The sequence below is a fragment of the Microbacterium sp. NPDC091676 genome, assembly GCF_044756645.1.
Lineage (GTDB): Bacteria > Actinomycetota > Actinomycetes > Actinomycetales > Microbacteriaceae > Microbacterium > Microbacterium paraoxydans_D.
In genome coordinates, this window is the sequence record NZ_JBIVTI010000001.1 from 671,656 (window position 1) to 691,310 (window position 19,655).

The window sequence follows — 19,655 nt, forward strand, 5'->3', positions numbered from 1 at the left end:
TCTGATCCCCTCGGATCATGGATCCCCGCCGCCTCCGACCTCCGCATTCCGCGGCTCCGCAGGCGCTGCTCTCGTCCGCACCCGCCGCGGCCGACGACTCGGTCCTGACGTGGTGCTTCCGCACCCCATCCATCCCTTTCGAAGGAACCATCGTGAACATCACGCTGTCACGCAGCACCACCCATCCGCCCGATACCGAGGACCGCGAGGTCCTCCAGATCCCCCGCGACGACGAGCTGCGTCAGCTCGGCATCGCGGACCGCCTCTCGCTCCGGATCGGCCTCTGGCTGTTCCAGCGGGCGCAGCGGCCCCGACGTCCGCGCCGGTCGTGGACCGTCGATCCCGGAGACCTGTTCCTCGTCGGAGAACAGCGTCATCGTTCGGCCGCGGAATCGCACGCCCTCCTCATGCACGACATGCAGCGCGGAATGCGCTGACCGGGCGATGACGACCGCATCGACACCGACCCGGCGTCCGTCCGTGCACCTGCGGACGGACGCCGGGGCACCCGGCTCCTCCTCTTCCCTCCGACACGAAGGACCTGACATGACGACCGCCGCACTGACGATCACGCCGCTGATCGTCCCGGCCACCCTCACCGATGCGAACGCCGCGGACTTCCGCGCCTACGGTGCCCTCAACCGACAGATCTGCGACGAGCAGGTCGGTCTCCCCGACCTCGCGCCGGACGCCGCGCAGATGCTGCCGAACTGGCAGGACGACTCCGATGCGCTGGATCTCGGATTCGTCGCACGGGAGGGGGACGACATCATCGGCATGGTGACCATGTCCTTCGCACAGGAGGAGGACGCGCGCGCCGCGGAGATCGACCTCCTCGTTCCGGCCGCCCACAGCGGGCGCGGCGTCGAGGAGGCACTGCTCGACCGCGCCGAGAACGAGGCGAGGGAGCGCGGTCGGAGCGTCCTCCAGATCTGGACCCTGCACCGGCCCGAGGAGGCCGAGCGCATGCTCCAGCCCCGGACCGGCTGGGGACGGATCCCGGCGACCCCCCTGAGCGATGTCATCGGGGCTCACGGCTTCACCCTGGAGCAGGTCGAGCGCAACAGCGAGCTCGACCTGCGCGCCGATCCGGAGCCTCTGCACCGGGCGCTGGACGCCGCGCTCGCGGCCGCGGGACCGGACTATCGCGTGGTCGAGTGGCAGCTCCCCACCCCGCCCGAGTTCCGCGCGGGCTACGCCGACATCCTCGCCCGACTGTCGACCGACGCCCCCAGTGGAGACATGGACTTCGTCGCCGAGGTCTACGACGCGGAGCGGGTGGTCCGCCGCGATGCGCGTCTCACCGGAGCCGGGCAGACGGTCTCCGTGGTGGCGGTGGAGCACGTCCCCACCGGCACGCTGGTCGCGTACAACGAGCTGCTGATCAGCGCCGAGAAGACCGGGACCACCCACCAGTTCGGCACGCTGGTCGCGAAGGATCACCGCGGCCACCGCCTCGGCACGATCGTCAAGTGCGCGAACCTCCTCCGCTGGCGGGAGCTCGTCCCGGACTCCACCGTGGTCTCCACCTTCAACGCGGAGGAGAACCGGCCGATGCTCGACATCAACGAGGCGATCGGCTTCGTGCCCGTGTCGTACGCGGGGGCGTGGCAGAAGAAGATCTGACGACGAGCGACGGCCGTCATCCTCGCGGATGACGGCCGTCGCTCAGCTTCATCCGCCGGGCCGACGACACCCGCACGGCCCACAGCGAGGCTGGGAACATGAACACTCCCGTGATCGAAGCCCACGCCCTCGTGAAGACCTATGGCGTCACCCACGCCCTCGCCGGTGTCGACCTCGCTGTGCACCGCGGCGAGTCCGTCGCCATCATGGGCGCGTCGGGCTCGGGGAAGACGACGCTCCTGCACGTGCTGGCGGGCATCACCGCACCGGACTCCGGTCGCGTGGTCTTCCATCCCGCCACCGGCACGCCCATCGAGGTGACCGCGCTCGGGGAGGCAGCGCGCTCCCGGCTGCGTCGCGAGCGGTTCGGGTTCGTCTTCCAGCAGGGGCTGCTGATCCCGGAGCTGACCGCGGTGGAGAACGTCGCCCTCGCCTCGATGATCAACGGCGTCGCCAAGAAGGACGCCCTGCCGCACGCGGCTTCCTGGCTCGCGGCGCTGGGCCTCGGCGGCTTGGAGGAGCGACGCATCGGCGAGCTCTCCGGAGGCCAGGCGCAGCGCGTGGCCATCGCCAGAGCCCAGGCGACGGGTGCAGACCTCGTCTTCGCGGACGAGCCCACCGGCGCCCTGGACTCGCACACCTCCACCGAGGTCATGGACGCGCTCCTGTGGTCCACGACCGGGCAAGGCCGCACCCTCGTCGTCGTCACCCACGACGCCGACGTCGCCGCCCGCTGCACGCGCACCGTCGCCGTCCGGGACGGCCGCATCCTCGGCTCGGCGGTGAACGCGTGAACCTCTCCGTCCTCGGTCTGCTCCTGCGTCCGGCGCCCGGGCAGCGCAGCGTCCTCGCCCTGCCGATCGTCGCCTTCGGCGTGGTCACCACCCTCGTGCTCACCGTGATCGGCGGCGCGCAGGCCTTCTGGACCTGGACCGACGATGAAGCCGTGCTCTACCAGGCCCTCGCCGCCATCGCGCTCGTCCTCCTGGTCGTGCCGCTGACCTCCCTCGGCGGCGCCGCCGCCCGGTTGTCCGCCCGGCGCCGCGACGAACGGCTGTCCACGCTGCGGCTGCTCGGGGTGACCCCGGGTGGGGTGACGACGGCCACCGTCGTCGAGTCGGTCCTCGTCGCCGCCGCCGGTGCCGTGATCGGCATCGGCGGTCACCTGGCCCTGAGCCCGTTGATCGGTCTCATCCCGTTCCGGGGAGAACCGCTCGGCGCGCAGGCGGTCGTGCTTCCGCCGGCGATGATCGCCGCCGTCGTGGCCGGCGTCCTGCTGCTCGCCGCGGGAAGCGCCGTGGTGGGACTGCGTCGAGTGGTGATCTCGCCGCTCGGAGTCCGGACGCGCACGGCGCCCACGAACGTGCACGGGATCAGGGCCGTCATCGCGGTCGTGGGCATCGCCACCGCGTTCGTGCTCATCAAGGTCTTCCCCATGATCGGCGGGGTCGTGGCGACGATCGCCGTGCTCGCGGCGATGTTCGCCCTCGCGCTCACGGTGCTCAACCTGCTGGGCCCGTGGGTGCTGAAGGTGTCCGCCGGGCGACAGCTCCGCCGCGCCGAGCGACCGGAGCGGCTCCTGGCCGCGCGCCTCGTTCTCGACTCTCCGAAAGCGGCGTGGCGTCAGGTCGGCGGTATCGCGATGGCGAGCTTCATGGCCGTCTTCGCGGGGACCGGCGTCGCGCTCCTCGACACGTTGGGGGCCGGAGGGGATCCGTCCAGCATCGCGCTCGCGGAGGACATCCGGACCGGCCTCATCATCACCCTCGTCGGCTCCTTCCTCATGGTCGCCGCCTCCGTGGGAGTGAATCAGGCCTCGGACGTGCTCGACAAGAGCGACCTGCACGAGAGCCTGCATCACCTGGGCATGCCCGTCGAGACCGTGGACCGCGCGCGTCGTCGCGCGATCATGTCGCCGCTGCTGGTCACGGCGGTGGGGTCCGCGCTGTGCGCTGCGGTGCTCGTGTTCCCGCTGGTGGGCATCGCGCTGATCATCGCGCCCCTCTCGCTGATGACGATCGCGACGGTCGTCGCCGTCGGCATCGGCGTCGTGTGGGCGAGCACCTGGGCGACCCGCCCGCTGCTGGATCGCGCTTTCGCCCCGGCGTGAGACGGTGGCGGGCCGGGCGCATCCGGTCCGCCACGCGCGCTGCGTCACGGGCGGATGAGGACCTTCAGGCTCCGCCGCTCATCCATGTCCCGGTATCCGGCCGGTACGCCGTCGAGGTCGGTGACCGCATCGAACACCCGGCCGGGCTCGATCGTGCCGTCGAGGATGTCGGGCAGCAGCTCCTCGATGGAGGCACGGACAGGCGCCGGCCCTCCCGCGAGTCGGATGTTGTGCCGGAACAGACTGCCGAAGCCGATCGGAGCCTCCTCGTACTGGGGCACGCCGACGCGGCTGATCACCCCGCCCGGGCGGACGACGCCGAGCGCCTGGTGATAGGCGGGCATATGGCCGACCGCCTCGAGCACCGCGTGGGTGCCGAGTCCTCCGGTGAGGTCACGGACCCGGGCGATGCCCTCCTCCCCTCTCTCCGCGACCACGGCCGTGGCGCCGAAGTCGCGTCCGAGGTCCGTCCTGTCCTGATGACGACCCATGAGGATGATCTGCTCGGCGCCCAGGCGCTTCGCGGACAGCACCGCCATCAGGCCCACCGCACCGTCGCCGATCACGGTGACGGCCTGTCCCGGCCGGATCTCGGCCATCCGGGCGGCGTGATATCCCGTCCCCAGCACATCCGCCAGCGTGAGCAGCGAGGGCATCAGCGCCGAGTCCGCGGCCACGGGGAGCTTGACGAGCGTTCCATCGGCCAACGGCACGCGCACGGCTTCGGCCTGTCCGCCCTCGTCAGGGATCCCGTCCCAGAATGCCGCCTCGTGATGGAGGCATGACGTCTGGAGGCTCTCCCGGCAGAGGACGCAGACGTTGTCCGAGATGGCGAACGGCGAGACGACGAGGTCGCCCTTCCGAAGTGTGGCGACCTCTGCACCGACCTCCTCGACGACGCCGATGAGCTCGTGCCCCATACGGGCCGGGCCGTCGGCCGCGGACATCGAGTGATACGGGTGGAGGTCGGAGCCGCAGATGCACGCGGCCGTGATCCGGACGAGGGCGTCCGTCGGATGCCGGAGGGTCGAGTCCGGCACGGTCTCGACGCGGACGTCGCCCGCCTGGTACATGACAGTGGCACGCATGATGGTTCTCCTCGGATCGATGATGCGGGACGGATCCATTCCATCGCCGAAGCTGCAGCCGACGAAGGTCTCATCTCTCCGGGTACAAACTCCACCCCCTTCCGGTGCCGCACCGCTCGTAGGGTGGAGCCATGGACAACCGCGCCGACATCCGGGATTTCCTCGCCACCCGGCGGGCGAAGCTGACGCCGGCGCAGGTGGGCCTGCCGACCAGCGCCCGACGCCGTGTCCCGGGTCTCCGTCGGGAAGAGGTCGCCGTGCTCGCCGGAGTGAGCACGGAGTGGTACACCCGTCTGGAGAAGGGGCACATCGCCGGCGTCTCCTCCGATGTGCTCGACGCGGTCGCCGAGGCCCTCCGCCTGGACGACGACGAGCGCACCTACCTCCTCGACCTCGCTCAGGCCGCCAAGCCGGCGCACCGGCGGCCCGCCCGCCGTCGGGAGGCCCCTCTTCCCCCGCACGTCCTGTGGATGCTGGACTCCATCACCCTGTCCGCGGCGTTCGTACGCAACGGCCGCCTGGACGTGATCGGCTCGAACACGTTGGGGCGCGCGTTGCATGCGCCGATGTTCGAGAGCGCGACGTCCACGGACGGAGTGCCGAACTTCGCCCGTTTCCACTTCCTCGACGAGGCCTCGAGGGACTTCTACGTGGACTGGGAATCCGGGGCCGCCGCGACCGTCGCCCTGCTGCGCGCGGAGGCCGGACGAGACCCGCAGGACAAGGCTCTCCGGGAGCTCATCGGCGAGCTGTCCACAGCCAGTCCCGAGTTCAGCGGCTTCTGGGCCGCTCACGACATCCGCATCCGCCATGAGGGCACGAAGCGGCTGCAGCACCCGCAGGTGGGTCTGGTCGAACTGACCTATCAGTCCGTCTTCCTCCCGGCCGGCACGCGGACGCGCAACGACCTCTCCTTCTACACGGCCGAACCGGGCAGCGCCGATGAGGAGAGGATGCGGCTGCTCAGCAGCTGGGCGGCGTCCGCGCGCGAGGGCACGCCGCAGGAGCACTCCGACCGTTCCTGACGGGTCAGCGCCTCCGCTGGCAGCGCGGGCAGAAGTGCGAGGAGCGGTTCATGAATGCGGCACGGGTGATCGGCGTGCCGCAGCGCGGGCAGGGCTTCCCCCCGCGACCGTAGGCGTTCAGCGAGTGCGCGAAGTACCCGGCCTGCCCGTTGACGTTGACGTACTGGGCGTCGAAGCTCGTGCCGCCCTCGGCGAGAGCCTTCTGCAGCACCGATCGCACTTCGGCGAGCAGGCGATTCACCGCTCGGGTCGGCAGGGCGTCGGCCGGCGTCTCCGGATGGATGCGGGCCGCCCACAGCGACTCGTCGGCGTAGATGTTGCCGATGCCGCTCACGACACCCTGGTCTAGCAGCACCCGCTTGATCGCGCTGTGCCGCCGGGCGAGCGCGATCCGGAAGAGCGCGTCGTCGAAGAAGGGGTCGAGCGGGTCGCGCGCGATGTGCGCCACCTGCGTCGGGACCTGCGAGGGCCCATCGGCGACGAGAGCATCGACGGCGAGCGATCCGAACGTGCGCTGATCCGCGAACACGATCGCGAGCTCCCCGTGTCGCGGGTGCTCGATGCCCAGACGGATGCGCTCGTGGCGCTCGGACGGCGCGTCCGGTGCGCGGAGCAGCATCTGACCGCTCATTCCCAGATGCGCGATCAGCGCGGAGTCATCGGAATCGAGAGGCAGCCAGAGGAACTTGCCGCGCCGTGCCGCCGCCGTGAAACGGCGACCCTCCAAGCGCTGCACGAAGTCCGCGGCTCCGGCGGTGTGCCGGGTGAGGGCGCGTTCGTCGAAGACGCTGACGCCCGTGATGACCGCGTCGATCGCGGCAGGGGCGAGGCCAGAGCGGACGACCTCGACCTCGGGAAGCTCAGGCACGCTCGCTGAGCGTGCGCCAGGCGCTGAGCGCGGCCGCCATCTCCGCGGTCTTCTTGCTGCTGCCGGTGCCCGTCATCCGGACATCGCCGACCGCCACGGTCGCCGTGAAGCGCCGGTCGTGGTCGGGACCGCTGGCCTCGACCGCGTACTGCGGCGGCGTGGCCCCGAGGCGTGCCGCAAGCTCCTGCAGGCTCGTCTTCGGGTCCATCGCCGCGCCGTACCGCTCGGGGTCGGCCAGCAGCGGCTCGGTCAGACGCAGGACGAGCGCCGTGGCGGCGTCGGGTCCCGCGGACAGATAGGTGGCGCCGATGACGGCCTCCATGGTGTCCGCGAGGATCGAGTCCTTGTCCCGACCACCGGTCTGCTCCTCACCGCGTCCGAGCAGCAGATGACTGCCGAGGTCGATGCCCCGGGCGACCTCCGCCAGCGCGACCGTCGACACGACGCTCGCACGACGCTTCGCCAGCTCCCCCTCGTCGAGCTCGGGGTGCCGCGTGAACAGCATGACGGTCACGGCCTGACCCAGCACCGAGTCGCCGAGGAACTCGAGACGCTCGTTGTGCGGGATGCCGCCGTGCTCGTACGCGTAGGAGCGGTGGGTGAGGGCCAACTCCAGAAGCTCCGCGTCGATATCGACGCGGAGCTTGTCTGGGAGAGGCCTCGTCCCCCCGGGGACCTCCGTCACGGTTCGCGACTCAGACGTCGGCGACCTTGCGGCCCTTGTACTCGAGGAAGAGCTCGGTGCCCTGCGAGTCGGTGACGACCTTCGCCTGGTGCGGACGGCTGTAGACGACCTTGCCGTTCTCGATGGTCTTGACGAGCGCGGGGGCCTCCGCCTTCCACTGCGCGCGGCGCGAGCGGGTGTTCGAACGGGAGACCTTGCGCTTCGGGGGGTTACCAGCCATGACTAGCTCTCTTCTTTCTCGGCGGCACCGCGTTCTGCCGTGCCGTCCTGGTCTGTGATCTGCTGGAGCGCGCTCCACCGAGGATCGATGGGAGCGGCCTGCTCCGTTCCGGTGCTCTCGGTCAGCCTCTCGCCTGTGACCGGGTCGAGCCCGAGGCAATCCGGCTGACACACCGGCTGAAAAGGAAGGGCCAGTACGGCCGCATCCCTGACGAGAGTTTCAAGATCCACGTGGTCGTCTTGAACCTCGAAGTCAGTTTCTTCCTCACCAGGATACGCGAAAAGCTCCTGGAACTCGACTTCGACGGGCCGAGCGATGTCGGTGAGGCATCGACCGCACACGCCGACGTACTCGCCCTCCGCCTCTCCGGTGACGAGGATGCCTTCGTGGACGGACTCCAGCCGCACGTCGAGATCGAGTTCCGACCCCGCCTCGAAGGAGACGATGCCCTCCCCCCACTGCTCCGTCAGGGGCACCGAGAAGGAGTGCTCGCGCATCTCCCCCGGGCGCCGGACGATGTCACGGACGGGGAGGACGAAAGGGCTGTTGAGTCGGGAACGCACCCCGCCATGCTACCCGGGTCACCGGAGAGGAGGGCCGGGAGACCGCCGGGAACGGGACAGCGATCGCCGATCAGATCCCGCGCGCGCCGGTGTCGAGGAACGAGGCCACGGCCGGCGGGACGAACGGCGAGACATCGCCTCCGAGACCGGCGACCTGGCGCACCAGCGAGCTGGAGACCATCGCGTGCGCGGGGTCGGGCAGCAGGAAGACGGTCTCGATGTCGGCCAGGTGACGGTTGACGATCGCCATCGGCGATTCGTAGGCCACGTCGACCTGCGAGCGGATGCCCTTCACGAGCACGCCGGCGTTCACATCCCTCGCATAGTCGACGAGCAGTCCCATGCTCCAGGAGCCGATGACGATGTTGCCGGACATGCCGTCCTCGACGATCGAACGCTCCAGGAGGGCGAGCCGCTGCGCGATCGGCAGCATCGCCTCTTTGCCCGGGTTGTGCACGACGAGCACGTGCAGCTCGTCGTAGAGGGCGGCCGCGCGCCGGATCACGTCGAGGTGACCCAGGGTCGGCGGATCGAAGGAACCCGGGACGACGGCGATCCGGCTGCTCATGGAATCCAGCCTAGGGCACCCGGAACGGCGATCAGTTCTTCGCCAGCGCCGCGCGATCCTCGTCGGTGACGCGCCGTCCGATGGCCTCCCGGAGCCCGGGGTGCGCCGTCAGCTCGGGGTCGGCGGCGAGGATGTCCTCCGCGAGCTCACGGGCCCGGGTGATGAGAGCGGCATCCTTGACGACGCGCAGCAGCTTGAGGGACGACCGCACACCGGCCTGTGCCGCGCCGAGCACGTCGCCCTCGCCGCGCAGTTCGAGGTCGACCTCGGCCAGCGCGAAGCCGTCGAGGGTGGCGGCGACCGCATCGACGCGTTCGCGGGCCACCGATCCGGCCTCGGCCTCGGTCACGAGCAGGCAGAGTCCCGGGACGCCGCCTCGCCCCACCCGACCGCGGAGCTGGTGCAGCTGGGAGACGCCGAAGCGGTCGGCGTCCAGCACGATCATCGTCGAGGCGTTGGGGACGTCCACGCCCACCTCGATCACGGTCGTCGCGAGGAGGAGGTCGATCTCCCCGCGGGCGAAGGCCTGCATGACGGCGTCCTTCTCCTCGGAGGGCATCTTCCCGTGGAGGACCGCCCGCCGGAGTCCGCCGAGGACGGGATGGGTGGCCAGGGCCTCGTCGAGCTGGACGACGCCCCAGCGGGGGCCCTTGCCGCCCTCCGGGGCGAGCAGCGCCTGCTCCCCCGCCTCGGCCGTCTTCGCCGCGGTGTCGATGGCCGCGCAGACGGCGAACACCTGCCGGCCCTGCGCGATCTCCTCCGCCGCCCGCTCCCACACCCGGTTGAACCAGCCCGGGTGCTCGGCCAACGGCGCGACGTACGACTCGATGCCGGCACGACCGGCGGGCATCGTGCGGATGACCGAGGTGTCGAGGTCGCCGAAGACCGTCATCGCGACCGTCCGCGGGATCGGCGTCGCGGTGAGGACGAGCGCGTGCGGGCTGGATCCCTTCGCCCGCAGCGCCTCCCGCTGCTCGACCCCGAAGCGGTGCTGCTCGTCGACCACGACCAGACCGAGATCGGCGAACGTGGTCTTCTCCCCGAGGAGCGCGTGGGTGCCAACCACGATCAGCGCCTGACCGGAGGCGACGCGCAGCGCCGCCTTGCGGCGATCCGCCGCCGGCATCTGCCCGGTGAGCAGCGTCGGCATCAGCAGCGGGGCGAGCTGCGGGCCGAGCATCTTCGTGATCGAACGCAGATGCTGCCCCGCGAGGACCTCCGTCGGGGCGATCAGGGCCGCCTGTCCGCCGCTCTCGGCGACCTGCAGCATCGCCCGCAGCGCGACCAGGGTCTTGCCCGAACCGACCTCGCCCTGCACGAGCCGGTTCATCGGCCAGGAGCCGACGAGGTCGTCTGCGATCTGGGCGCCGACCGTCTCCTGGTCCGGCGTGAGCGTGTAGGGCAGAGCAGCGTCGAAGCGCTCCAGGAGCCCGCCGGGTGCGGCCGGCCGCGAGGTGGCGGCCAGGGCACGCACGGCGTCGCGCTGCTGGAGCAGGGCCGTCTGCAGCGTCAGCGCCTCGTGCATGCGCAATGTGCGGACGGCGGGGTCGATGTCGTTGCGGGAGCGCGGGCGGTGGATCGCCTCCAGCGCCTCCCGCGCCGTCAGCAGCTCCTCGCGGGTGCGGATCTCCGATGTCAGCGGGTCGGGGACCGATGAGAGGTCGTCGAGGACGCGCCCGACGAGCCGGGCGATCTGCCACGTCTGGATCGCGGAGGTGGCCGGGTAGATCGGGATCGGCACCGCCGCCCTGGCGTCGGCACGCCGGCGTGCCGCGTCCTCGTCGTCGAACAGCTCGTATTCCGGGTGCGCGAACTGCGTCATCCCGTTGAACTCGCCGACCTTGCCGGAGAACACCCCTCGGCGCCCGACGGCCAGATCCTTGGAGCGCCACTCCGCCGCGCCGACGTTCTTCGCGAAGAAGGTCAGCGACATGCGACCGACGCCGTCGCCGATGACGACGTCGACCATGGCCCCCGGACGGTTGCGCATCCGGCGGAAGCTCGAGGAGAGGACCTCGGCGACGATCGTGACGGTCTCCCCGATCGGGAGGTCGCGGATGGGGGTGAGCTCCCCCGGGTCGGCGTACCGGCGCGGATAGTGCGCGAGCAGGTCGCCGACGGTCTTCATGCCGAAGGCCCGGTCGAGCGTCTTGGCCGACGCCGCGCCGAGGGCCTCCTCCAGCGAGGATTCGAGCGTGAGCGACATGCTCCGAGTCTAGGGAACCGCACGGACACGGCCGTCCGCGGCCTGTCGTATCGTGAACGGGTGACGAGGATCATCGCCGGAACGGCACGCGGCACCCGGCTCGACGTCCCCGGCGCCGGGACCAGGCCCACGAGCGACCGCGTGCGCGAGTCGCTGTTCGGCGCTCTGGAGTCGCTCGACGCGATCGCGGACGCCCGGGTGCTCGACCTCTACGCGGGCTCGGGGGCACTCGGGCTCGAAGCCCTGAGCCGCGGGGCCCGGAGCGCCGACCTCGTCGAGCGCGGGCGGCAGGCCGCCGCCGTCGTGCGGCGCAACGTCGCGGCCGTCGCGAAGGCCTCCGGCACCGCGACCGCACGGGTGCAGGAGGCGACCGTGCGGGCGTTCCTCGGGCGGACGACCGGCCCGTACGACCTCGTGTTCACCGATCCGCCGTACGACATCGATGATGAGGCGATGGACGGCGACCTCGCCGCGCTCGCCCCGCTGCTCAGCGACGACGCCGTCGTGGTCGTCGAGCGCGCCCGGCGTTCGTCCACACCCGCCTTCGCCGCGGCCGGGCTCCGCGTGTTCCGGGAGAAGACCTACGGCGACACCACTCTCTGGTGGGCGGAGCCCGACCGCGAGGACACCGCCTCCGCGACCGCTCAGCCGGCGACGGAGTCCCAGTCCCGGTAGGGATCCCAGCCGCTGACGTCCACGGGAAGCTCGTCGCAGAGCAGATCGTCCTCTCCGCGCGAGCGCACGACACCGATCACGCGGAAGCCGGGGGGCAGCACGCCGTCCGGGAACGTGGCGAGCAGGGCGTGGTCCTCTCCGCCTGCGAGTGCGCGCTGCGGGTTCGCGCCGAGCGCGGCGCCGCCGAGCGCGAGGGTGACGCCGGAGGCCTCGGCGAGGCGACGCGCGTCGAGGGCGAGCCCGTCCGAGACGTCCATCATCGCGGTCGCCCCGGCCGCCGCCGCGACCACGCCGAGGCCGATGGGCGGCGAGGGCCGCAGCTGCGCGGCGACCGCGGCACTCTCTCCGGGTGCGAGAGCCGCGGGATCGACCGGCACCGGCGTCTCGCCGTCCCGGAAGCGCCCGAAGAGCACCGCCAGTCCGTGCGCGGCGTGACCCAGCTCTCCGGCGACGGCGACGACGTCGCCCGGCCGCGCCCCCGCCCTGGTCACCGGCGGGCGCCCTGCGAGGTCGCCGAGCGCCGTCACGGCCACCGTGAGCACCTCGGACACCGTGAGGTCACCCCCGACCACCGCGCACCCGGGGGCCAGCGCCGCGCAGGCCTCGCGGAAGCCGTCGGCCAGGCGCTCCACGAAGGACAGCCGGAGGTCGCGCGGGACGGCCAGAGCCACGAGCAGCGCGGTCGGGCGTGCGCCCATCGCGGCGATGTCGGCGAGATTGACCGCCGCCGCCTTCCAGCCGAGGTCGTAGCCGCTCGTCCAGGCGAGCCGGAAGTCCGGTCCGTGCACCAGCGTGTCCGTCGTCGCGACGACCGATGCCGAGGGTGCGGCGACCACGGCGGCATCGTCGCCGGGACCGAGAAGCGTGTGTGCGCCGGGCGCGGTGCGCTGGAGGATGGCGCGGAGGATGCGGCCCTCCGAGAGGTCTCCCAGGCGCGGATCGTCGGAGTCGGGTCGGGAGGGCATGTCGTCAAAGGTAGCCTGGATGCATGCTTCGTTCCCGCCGCCTCGCTGCCGTCGCGGGGGCGATCGCCCTCGCCGCCGCACTCGCCGGATGCTCCACGACCGTGCACCTCGAGCCGGCGGCCGATGCGAACGATCCGGCCTGCGCGAACGTCTCCGTGCTCCTGCCGGACACCGTCGGCGGCTACGAGCGCGTGTGGACCGACGCGCAGGCGACGGGCGCCTGGGGAGACCCCACGGTCGTCCTGCGCTGCGGTGTGGAGCCGCCCGCCCCGTCCGACCTCGTCTGCACCACCCTCGGCGGCGTCGACTGGCTGGTCCTGGAGCAGGAGGAGGAGCGCCAGCGCCTCGTGACCTACGGTCGGGAGCCAGCCATCGAGGTCATCATCCGACGAGGAGAGCAGGTCGACTTCCAGACCATCGTGGACAGCCTCTCGTCGAACATCCAGTCCGGGCTCGCCCCGGCCACCGCGCAGTGCACGGACCGGGTGGAGTTCCCCGCGAGCTGAAGGCCCGCGGGGAACCACGGCGTCAGCGGCGCAGACCCGCCTCGACGAGCTCGGTGATGAGTTCGCCGTAGCTCAGTCCGGAGGCGACCCAGCACTTCGGGAACATCGAGATGGGCGTGAACCCGGGCATGGTGTTGAGCTCGTTGACGATCAGCTCGCCGTCCGGGGTGAGGAACATGTCGACCCGGGCGAGGCCGCGGCCGTCCACCGCGTCGAAGGCCCGGAGACCGGCGTCCTGGATGGCGGCCACCTCCGCGTCGGTCAGCTCCGCGGGGCACACCACGTCGACGCCGTCGCCGCCGAGGTACTTGCCCTCGAAGTCGTAGAAGCCCCGCTCGGTCAGCACGATCTCACCGGGGAGGGAGGCGCGGACGCCCTCGGCCGTCTCCAGGACGGCGACCTCGATCTCCCGACCGGTGACGCCGGCCTCGATGAGCACCTTGTCGTCCTCGGCGAACGCGATGGCGAGGGCGGCGTCGAGCTCCTCCGGCACCGTCACCTTCGAGACGCCGACGCTCGATCCGGCGCGCGCCGGCTTGACGAAGACCGGCAGGCCGAGGCCAGCAGCGTCACGGCGGACGGCCGCGGGATCGGTGTCCCAGTCGCGGCGGCGCACGGTCACGCCCGGTGCCACCGAGATCCCGGCGGCTCGCAGGGCGATCTTCATGAAGTGCTTGTCCATGCACAGCGCCGAGTCGAGCACGCCTCCCCCGGCGTACGGCACCTCGAGCGTGTCGAAGTAGCCCTGGATCGTGCCGTCCTCGCCGTGCGGTCCGTGCAGGATCGGCAGGACCACGTCGATCTCGCCCAGCCCCTCGGTCTCGCCGCCCGGGTGCACGACCCGCAGAGTGCGGTCTCCGCCCGGCTCCGGCCAGAGCACCCGGGTGCCGTTGTCGACCACCTCGGGCAGGTGCGCGGCGTCCAGCGGGAACTTCGCCGGATCGTCGTCCTCGAGGACGAAGGCGCCCTCGCGGGTGATCCCTACCGGGATCACGGCATACCGGTCACGATCGATCGCGCCCAGCACTCCCCCCGCCGTTGCGGAACTGATCGAATGCTCGCTGGAGCGCCCTCCGAAGAGCACCACCACCGTCTGCTTGTCCATGGTTGGTCCTCTCCCCCTGCGGGGTGTCGTCGTCCGTCGTGAGATGCGGGGCGATGTCCCGGGGATCCATCTTGCCGTCGAGCACCATCTTCACCTGCTCCACGATCGGCATGTGCACATCGGCCTCGCGAGCGAGCTGCAGCACCGGCGCGACCGAGGCGAGCCCCTCGGCCGTCTGCTGCATCTGCTTCACGACGTCCTGGAAGCTGTAGCCCTGCCCGAGCAGCCGCCCGGCGGTGTTGTTGCGGCTCAGCGGCGACTGACACGTCGCGATGAGGTCGCCGAGGCCCGCCAGCCCCTGCAGGGTCTCCGGCTGGGCACCGTTCGCGACCGCGAAGTCGGTCATCTCGACGAGGCCGCGGGTGATGATCGACGCCTTCGTGTTCTCGCCGTAGCCGACGCCGTCGACGATCCCGATGGCGACGGCGATGAGGTTCTTGAGCACCCCGCCGAACTCCGTGCCGATGACGTCCGTGTTCACGAAGGTCCGGAAATAGGAGTTGCGCGCGGCCCGGGCCACGACGTCGGCCGTCTCCTGGCTGCGCGAAGAGATCACGGCCGCGGTCGGCTGCTCCCGCGCGATCTCCAGCGCGAGGTTCGGGCCGGAGGCCACGGCGATCCGGTCCGGATCGCACTGGAGCTCCTGCTGGATGACCTGGCTCATGCGCAGGCCGGTGCCCCGCTCGACGCCCTTCATGAGGCTGACGATCTTCGCGTCGCCCGAAGCGATCAGCGGCCGCAGCGCCTTGAGGTTCTCCCGCAGCGACTGGCTCGGCACGGACAGATACACCTGGTCGACGCCGTCGAGCGCCGTCGCCAGCTCGTGCGTGGCCGCCATCGTCCGGGGCAGGTTGATGCCCGGCAGGTAGCGCGAGTTGCGCTTCGCCTCGTCGATCTCGTGCGCCAGCTCCGCACGGCGCGCCCACATCGTGACCTGGGCGCCGCCGTCGGCGAGGATCTTGCCGAACGTCGTTCCCCAGCTGCCGGCGCCGATCACGGCGACGCGGGGTCCGGCCGGCGCGGTTCTCTTAGGGGTCAAGGCGTCCGGTCTCCTTCTGGCCGTGGCTCGCCGGGTTCCAGCGCTCCGCGGGGGCCTTCTCGCCGCGCACCTGCTCCAGCAGCGCGGTGATCGCGTTCATGAGTCGGTTGGTGGCCTCCGTGAGAGCCGCCGGCTCGCCGGCGCGACCGCGGAGGTCGGAGACGTCGACGGGGTCGCCGACGATCACGGTGACGGGCTTGCGGAGCGGCCAGAGGCTCAGCCCCTTCTGGTAGCGGCCCATGATCGCCTGGGTGCCCCACTGCGCCATGGGGATGAGCGGGATGCCGTCGGCGAGGGCGAGCCGCACCGCGCCCGACTTGCCGCGCATCGGCCACATGTCGGGGTCTCGGGTGAGCGTGCCCTCCGGGTACACGATGACACCGCGGCCGTGCTCCACGAGGGCTGCCGACTGGGCCATCGTCTGCTTCGCGGACGACGCCGACGAGGTGCGTGCGACCGGGATCATCCCCGTCTTGCGCAGGAACCACCCGAGCACGGGCACGCGGAAGAGGCTCTCCTTGGCCATGAACCGCGGAGCGCGGCCGATCCGCCAGACCGCCAAGGCGACGATCAGCGGATCGAACTCCGAGTAGTGGTTCGGCGCGAGGACGAACGCGCCCTCCCGCGGGAGCTTGTCCGCACCGATGATGCGGACCTTCGCGATCAGCGACACCAGCGGGACGACGATCGCCGCGAGCGGCCAGAACACGCTCGGCCGCGTCTTCTCCGGAGACCGGGAAGCCATGGGGCTCACCGGATGACGTCGAAGTCGGCGCCGAGCGCGTCGAGCTTGGCGAGGAACTTCTCGTATCCGCGGCTCAGGATGTCGACCCCGGAGACCGTCGACTCGCCGGTGGCCGTCAGCGCCGCGATCACGTGGCTGTAGCCGCCGCGCAGGTCGGGGACGACGATCTCGGCACCGTGGAGCGGTGTCGGGCCGGTGATGACGGCGGCCTGCTCCAGGTCACGACGCGGCACGCGCCGGGGTCCGTCCTGCAGACCGCGCGGGTGGACGACGATGTCGGCGCCCATCTTGACCAGCGCCTCGGTGAAGCCCATCCGGTTCTCGTACACGGTCTCGTGCACGACGGAGCGGCCGTGCGCCTGGGTGAGCGCGACCACGAGCGGCTGCTGCCAGTCGGTCATGAAACCGGGGTGCACGTCGGTCTCGATCACGACGGGCTTGATATCGCCGTCGCGACGGAAGAGGATGCCGTCCTCCTGGATGTCGAACCAGCCGCCGGCCTTCCGGAAGACGTTGAGGAAGGTGAGCATCTCCTGCTGCTTCGCACCGCCGACGAAGATCTCGCCGTCCGTGGCCAGAGCGGCGGAAGCCCACGAGGCCGCCTCGTTGCGGTCGAAGATCGACCGGTGGTCGTAACCACGGAGCTTCTCGACGCCCTCGATGAGGATGACGCGGTTCGGCTCGTAGGAGATGATCGCGCCCATCTTCTGCAGGACGGCGATCAGGTCCATGATCTCGGGCTCGATCGCCGCGTTGCGCAGCTCGGTGACGCCTTCGGCGCGGACCGCGGTCAGCAGCACCTGCTCGGTCGCGCCGACGCTCGGGTACGGGAGGTGGATGTTCGCGCCGTGCAGGCGGGTTCCTCCCGTCGAGAGGCGGATGCCGCTGGGCAGCTTCTCGACGATCGCACCGAACTTGCGGAGAGCGTCCAGGTGGAAGTCGATCGGACGGTCGCCGATGCGGCAGCCGCCGAGGTCGGGGATGAACGCCTGACCGAGGCGGTGCAGGAGCGGACCGCAGAACAGGATCGGGATCCGGGAGGCACCCGCGTGGGCGTCGATCTCCTCGAAGTGGGCCGACTCGACGTCGCTGGGGTCGAACACCAGCGAGCCGGGCTCATCGCCCTCGGACACGCGCACGCCGTGCACCTCGAGCAGCGAGCGCACCACGGCGACGTCGCTGATGGCCGGCACGTCGCGCAGGACGCTCGTGGTCTCCCCGAGAAGGGAGGCGACCATCGCCTTGGTGGCGAGGTTCTTCGCGCCCTTGACGTCGACGCGTCCGCGCAGCGGACGACCTCCGCGGATGGCGAGGACGTCTCCGGTCAGCGCGGGGACGTCGTCGGAGAGAGCATCGCGCACGGGTGTCGTCATTCGGGGCCTCACTTCATTCATCGGGGGCGGGGTTACCCCTGGCTCCCCCGCCCCCTCCGTCTCACTGGACGGGGAGGGTCCGCGGCCGCCACGACTCGCGACGGGCCTCGAACTGCGCGATCTTGTCTTCGTTGCGCAGCGTGAGCCCGATGTCATCGAGCCCTTCGAGGAGCCGCCATCTAGTGTAATCGTCGATCCCGATGTCGGCCTGGAAGCCGGCCTCCGCGCCTCCGGTGGGGTCGCCGATGGCGGCGGTGCGCGCCTCCAGGTCGACCGTCATGCGCGCGCCGGGATCGGCGTCCATGATCGCCCAGAACCGCTCCAGATCCGCCTCGGAGATGGTCGCCGCGAGGAGCCCCTGCTTGCCCGCGTTGCCGCGGAAGATGTCGGCGAAGCGCGGGCTCAGCACGACCTTGAAGCCGAAGTCGCGAAGCGCCCAGACGGCGTGCTCACGGCTGGAACCGGTTCCGAAATCGGGCCCGGCGACGAGGACGGAGGCCCCCTGATACGGCGCCTGGTTGAGCACGAACTCGGGGTCCTGCCGCCAGCCGTGGAACAGCGCGTCCTCGAAGCCCGTCTTCGTGACGCGCTTGAGGAACACCGCAGGGATGATCTGGTCGGTGTCGACGTTCGACCGCTTCAGCGGCGCGGCGATGCCCGTGTGGGTGGTGAACTTCTCCATGGTCAGGCCTCCAGATCGCTCGGGCTGGACAGGGTGCCGCGGATGGCGGTCGCCGCCGCGACGAGCGGCGACACGAGGTGCGTGCGGCCCCCCTTGCCCTGGCGCCCTTCGAAGTTGCGGTTCGAGGTGGAGGCGCAGCGCTCCCCCGGGGCGAGCTGGTCGGGGTTCATGCCCAGGCACATCGAGCACCCGGCGAAGCGCCACTCCGCCCCGAAGTCCTTGATGACCTGATCCAGGCCCTCGGCCTCGGCCTCCAGTCGCACGCGGGCGGAGCCGGGGACGACCATCACCCGGACGCCGTCGGCTTTCTTCTTGCCCTGGATGATGGAGGCGAAGGCCCGGAGGTCCTCGATGCGGCTGTTCGTGCACGAGCCCATGAACACCGCGTCGACCGGTACCTCCTTGAGGGGCGTGCCCGGCGTCAGGTCCATGTACTCCAGCGCCCGCTCGGCGGCGGCCCGCTCGTTCGGGTCGACGATCTCCGCGGGGTTCGGCACCGCGGCGGAGAGCGAGCTGCCCTGGCCGGGGTTCGTCCCCCACGTCACGAACGGCTCCAGCTCGTCGGCGTCGATGAAGACCTCGGCGTCGAACGTGGCGCCCTCGTCGGTCGGCAGCGTGCGCCAGTAGGCGACCGCGTCGTCCCAGTCCTGCCCCTTCGGCGCGTGCGGACGCCCCTCGAGGTAGGCGAACGTCGTCTCGTCCGGAGCCACCATGCCGGCGCGCGCACCCGCCTCGATCGACATGTTGCAGATCGTCATGCGGCCCTCCATGGAGAGCGCGCGGATCGCGCTGCCGCGGTACTCGAGCACGTAGCCCTGTCCGCCGCCGGTGCCGATCTTGGCGATCACGGCGAGGATGATGTCCTTCGCGGTGACGCCGGGACGCAGCGTGCCCTCGACGGTGATCGCCATCGTCTTGAACGGCTTCAGCGGCAGGGTCTGGGTCGCCATGACGTGCTCGACCTCGCTGGTGCCGATGCCGAACGCCATGGCGCCGAACGCGCCGTGCGTCGAGGTGTGCGAGTCGCCGCAGACCACGGTGATCCCGGGCATCGTCAGGCCGAGCTGCGGACCGACGACGTGCACGATCCCCTGCTCCGCATCCCCCAGCGAGTGCAGGCGCACACCGAACTCGGCGGCGTTGCGGCGCAGCGTCTCGATCTGCGTGCGGCTGGTCAGGTCGGCGATGGGCTTGTCGATCTCCCACGTGGGCGTGTTGTGGTCTTCCGTGGCGATCGTCAGGTCGAGCCGGCGGAGCGGGCGCCCCTCGCTGCGGAGGCCGTCGAAGGCCTGCGGGCTGGTGACCTCGTGCACGAGGTGCAGGTCGATGTAGATGAGGTCGGGCTGGCCGTCCTCGCCCTTGACGACGAGGTGGTCGTCCCAGACCTTCTCGGCGAGGGTCCTGGGGCGTGCGGAATCCGCACCGGCGGTGGTGGTCATGACGTGTCTCCTGTGGATGGCGGTTCGGCCCACGATGGACTCCGCGACGAGGAGGGGCTCAGATCGAGGTCTCGCCGCGGCCGCTAAGAAGGAGCACGGTCCGCATGACGTCAGGTTACCACCGCTGGGACACGCCGAGACACGCCGTGACACTCTGTTGCTCACCC

General features: G+C 71.0%; 21 protein-coding genes. 7 read left to right on the top strand and 14 right to left on the bottom strand.

Annotated elements, in window-relative coordinates:
* Positions 1-152: 152 nt before the first annotated feature.
* From ACIQID_RS03455 to ACIQID_RS03470, 4 genes are all read left to right on the top strand, one after another.
* Complete coding sequence (locus tag ACIQID_RS03455; RefSeq protein ID WP_312672683.1) at positions 153-437, top strand: hypothetical protein; 285 nt, start codon at positions 153-155, stop codon at positions 435-437.
* A gap of 109 nt (positions 438-546) precedes the next feature.
* The gene (locus tag ACIQID_RS03460; protein ID WP_312672685.1) at positions 547-1,626 is read left to right on the top strand and encodes a GNAT family N-acetyltransferase; all 1,080 of its coding nucleotides are present in this window, start codon (positions 547-549) and stop codon (positions 1,624-1,626) included.
* Between the two features lie 98 nt (positions 1,627-1,724).
* Positions 1,725-2,420 carry an ABC transporter ATP-binding protein gene (locus tag ACIQID_RS03465; protein ID WP_312672686.1) on the top strand — a complete coding sequence of 232 codons (696 nt, stop codon included), beginning with the start codon at positions 1,725-1,727 and terminating at the stop codon, positions 2,418-2,420.
* Positions 2,417-3,736 (top strand): FtsX-like permease family protein, encoded by a 1,320-nt coding sequence (locus ACIQID_RS03470; RefSeq protein WP_312672687.1) that lies wholly within the window; start codon positions 2,417-2,419, stop codon positions 3,734-3,736. Before ACIQID_RS03465 ends, ACIQID_RS03470 begins: the two co-directional genes overlap by 4 nt.
* Before the next feature lie 44 nt (positions 3,737-3,780).
* Here ACIQID_RS03470 and ACIQID_RS03475 read toward each other — a convergent pair whose 3' ends face one another.
* Positions 3,781-4,824 (bottom strand): zinc-binding dehydrogenase, encoded by a 1,044-nt coding sequence (locus ACIQID_RS03475; RefSeq protein WP_400282005.1) that lies wholly within the window; start codon positions 4,822-4,824, stop codon positions 3,781-3,783.
* Positions 4,825-4,955: 131 nt separating this feature from the next.
* Between ACIQID_RS03475 and ACIQID_RS03480 the strand changes: the two genes are divergently transcribed.
* Entirely contained in the window at positions 4,956-5,849 is an 894-nt protein-coding gene (locus ACIQID_RS03480) for a helix-turn-helix domain-containing protein (protein WP_400282008.1), read from the top strand.
* 4 nt (positions 5,850-5,853) lie between these two features.
* On the opposite strand, the gene mutM is transcribed toward ACIQID_RS03480, so the two are convergent.
* From mutM to ACIQID_RS03510, 6 genes are all read right to left on the bottom strand, one after another.
* On the bottom strand, positions 5,854-6,717 hold the full coding sequence (gene mutM / locus ACIQID_RS03485) for a bifunctional DNA-formamidopyrimidine glycosylase/DNA-(apurinic or apyrimidinic site) lyase (RefSeq protein WP_312672690.1): 864 nt from the start codon (positions 6,715-6,717) through the stop codon (positions 5,854-5,856).
* Positions 6,710-7,402, bottom strand: a complete 693-nt coding sequence (gene rnc, locus ACIQID_RS03490; RefSeq protein ID WP_136052173.1) for a ribonuclease III — start codon at positions 7,400-7,402, stop codon at positions 6,710-6,712. The genes mutM and rnc overlap by 8 nt, the downstream gene beginning before the upstream one ends.
* Before the next feature lie 10 nt (positions 7,403-7,412).
* On the bottom strand, positions 7,413-7,622 hold the full coding sequence (rpmF, locus tag ACIQID_RS03495; protein ID WP_013586329.1) for a 50S ribosomal protein L32: 210 nt from the start codon (positions 7,620-7,622) through the stop codon (positions 7,413-7,415).
* A 2-nt stretch (positions 7,623-7,624) separates the two neighbouring features.
* Positions 7,625-8,119, bottom strand: coding sequence for a DUF177 domain-containing protein (locus ACIQID_RS03500; RefSeq protein ID WP_025103319.1), 495 nt, complete (start codon positions 8,117-8,119; stop codon positions 7,625-7,627).
* Positions 8,120-8,255: 136 nt separating this feature from the next.
* Positions 8,256-8,753, bottom strand: a complete 498-nt coding sequence (coaD, locus tag ACIQID_RS03505; protein WP_400282017.1) for a pantetheine-phosphate adenylyltransferase — start codon at positions 8,751-8,753, stop codon at positions 8,256-8,258.
* A gap of 31 nt (positions 8,754-8,784) precedes the next feature.
* Positions 8,785-10,959: an ATP-dependent DNA helicase RecG gene (locus ACIQID_RS03510; protein WP_331202777.1), complete on the bottom strand. Its 2,175-nt coding sequence runs from the start codon at positions 10,957-10,959 to the stop codon at positions 8,785-8,787.
* 60 nt (positions 10,960-11,019) lie between these two features.
* Here ACIQID_RS03510 and rsmD point away from each other — a divergent pair, with 60 nt between their 5' ends.
* Positions 11,020-11,634 (top strand): 16S rRNA (guanine(966)-N(2))-methyltransferase RsmD, encoded by a 615-nt coding sequence (rsmD, locus tag ACIQID_RS03515; protein ID WP_400282021.1) that lies wholly within the window; start codon positions 11,020-11,022, stop codon positions 11,632-11,634.
* On the opposite strand, the gene thiL is transcribed toward rsmD, so the two are convergent.
* Entirely contained in the window at positions 11,604-12,599 is a 996-nt protein-coding gene (thiL, locus tag ACIQID_RS03520; RefSeq protein WP_400282024.1) for a thiamine-phosphate kinase, read from the bottom strand. The genes rsmD and thiL overlap by 31 nt on opposite strands.
* Positions 12,600-12,622: 23 nt before the next feature.
* On the opposite strand from thiL, the gene ACIQID_RS03525 reads away from it, so the two are divergent.
* Positions 12,623-13,105: a DUF3515 domain-containing protein gene (locus ACIQID_RS03525; protein ID WP_312672696.1), complete on the top strand. Its 483-nt coding sequence runs from the start codon at positions 12,623-12,625 to the stop codon at positions 13,103-13,105.
* A gap of 22 nt (positions 13,106-13,127) precedes the next feature.
* Here ACIQID_RS03525 and ACIQID_RS03530 read toward each other — a convergent pair whose 3' ends face one another.
* The 6 genes from ACIQID_RS03530 to leuC form a co-directional block, all read right to left on the bottom strand.
* The gene (locus ACIQID_RS03530; protein ID WP_312672697.1) at positions 13,128-14,210 is read right to left on the bottom strand and encodes a D-alanine--D-alanine ligase family protein; all 1,083 of its coding nucleotides are present in this window, start codon (positions 14,208-14,210) and stop codon (positions 13,128-13,130) included.
* A complete protein-coding gene (locus ACIQID_RS03535; RefSeq protein WP_136052179.1) occupies positions 14,110-15,249 on the bottom strand; it encodes an NAD(P)H-dependent glycerol-3-phosphate dehydrogenase in 1,140 nt (379 codons plus the stop codon). The genes ACIQID_RS03530 and ACIQID_RS03535 overlap by 101 nt, the downstream gene beginning before the upstream one ends.
* Entirely contained in the window at positions 15,239-15,994 is a 756-nt protein-coding gene (locus ACIQID_RS03540) for a lysophospholipid acyltransferase family protein (protein WP_312672700.1), read from the bottom strand. The genes ACIQID_RS03535 and ACIQID_RS03540 overlap by 11 nt, the downstream gene beginning before the upstream one ends.
* A gap of 5 nt (positions 15,995-15,999) precedes the next feature.
* The gene (gene murA, locus ACIQID_RS03545; RefSeq protein ID WP_400282030.1) at positions 16,000-17,367 is read right to left on the bottom strand and encodes a UDP-N-acetylglucosamine 1-carboxyvinyltransferase; all 1,368 of its coding nucleotides are present in this window, start codon (positions 17,365-17,367) and stop codon (positions 16,000-16,002) included.
* 61 nt (positions 17,368-17,428) lie between these two features.
* Positions 17,429-18,049: a 3-isopropylmalate dehydratase small subunit gene (gene leuD, locus ACIQID_RS03550; RefSeq protein ID WP_312672703.1), complete on the bottom strand. Its 621-nt coding sequence runs from the start codon at positions 18,047-18,049 to the stop codon at positions 17,429-17,431.
* A 2-nt stretch (positions 18,050-18,051) separates the two neighbouring features.
* On the bottom strand, positions 18,052-19,488 hold the full coding sequence (gene leuC, locus ACIQID_RS03555) for a 3-isopropylmalate dehydratase large subunit (RefSeq protein ID WP_400282034.1): 1,437 nt from the start codon (positions 19,486-19,488) through the stop codon (positions 18,052-18,054).
* Between the last annotated feature and the right edge of the window lie 167 nt (positions 19,489-19,655).

Excerpts from the sequence above, each read along its gene's own strand:
- ACIQID_RS03460 (WP_312672685.1), top strand. The coding sequence starts at position 547 with ATGACGACCGCCGCACTGACGATCACGCCGCTGATCGTCCCGGCCACC.
- ACIQID_RS03465 (WP_312672686.1), top strand. The coding sequence starts at position 1,725 with ATGAACACTCCCGTGATCGAAGCCCACGCCCTCGTGAAGACCTATGGC.
- ACIQID_RS03475 (WP_400282005.1), bottom strand. The coding sequence starts at position 4,824 with ATGCGTGCCACTGTCATGTACCAGGCGGGCGACGTCCGCGTCGAGACC.
- ACIQID_RS03480 (WP_400282008.1), top strand. The coding sequence starts at position 4,956 with ATGGACAACCGCGCCGACATCCGGGATTTCCTCGCCACCCGGCGGGCG.
- rpmF (WP_013586329.1), bottom strand. The coding sequence starts at position 7,622 with ATGGCTGGTAACCCCCCGAAGCGCAAGGTCTCCCGTTCGAACACCCGC.
- ACIQID_RS03500 (WP_025103319.1), bottom strand. The coding sequence starts at position 8,119 with ATGCGCGAGCACTCCTTCTCGGTGCCCCTGACGGAGCAGTGGGGGGAG.
- coaD (WP_400282017.1), bottom strand. The coding sequence starts at position 8,753 with ATGAGCAGCCGGATCGCCGTCGTCCCGGGTTCCTTCGATCCGCCGACC.
- ACIQID_RS03510 (WP_331202777.1), bottom strand. The coding sequence starts at position 10,959 with ATGTCGCTCACGCTCGAATCCTCGCTGGAGGAGGCCCTCGGCGCGGCG.
- thiL (WP_400282024.1), bottom strand. The coding sequence starts at position 12,599 with ATGCCCTCCCGACCCGACTCCGACGATCCGCGCCTGGGAGACCTCTCG.
- ACIQID_RS03525 (WP_312672696.1), top strand. The coding sequence starts at position 12,623 with ATGCTTCGTTCCCGCCGCCTCGCTGCCGTCGCGGGGGCGATCGCCCTC.
- ACIQID_RS03530 (WP_312672697.1), bottom strand. The coding sequence starts at position 14,210 with ATGGACAAGCAGACGGTGGTGGTGCTCTTCGGAGGGCGCTCCAGCGAG.
- ACIQID_RS03540 (WP_312672700.1), bottom strand. The coding sequence starts at position 15,994 with ATGGCTTCCCGGTCTCCGGAGAAGACGCGGCCGAGCGTGTTCTGGCCG.
- murA (WP_400282030.1), bottom strand. The coding sequence starts at position 17,367 with ATGACGACACCCGTGCGCGATGCTCTCTCCGACGACGTCCCCGCGCTG.
- leuD (WP_312672703.1), bottom strand. The coding sequence starts at position 18,049 with ATGGAGAAGTTCACCACCCACACGGGCATCGCCGCGCCGCTGAAGCGG.
- leuC (WP_400282034.1), bottom strand. The coding sequence starts at position 19,488 with ATGACCACCACCGCCGGTGCGGATTCCGCACGCCCCAGGACCCTCGCC.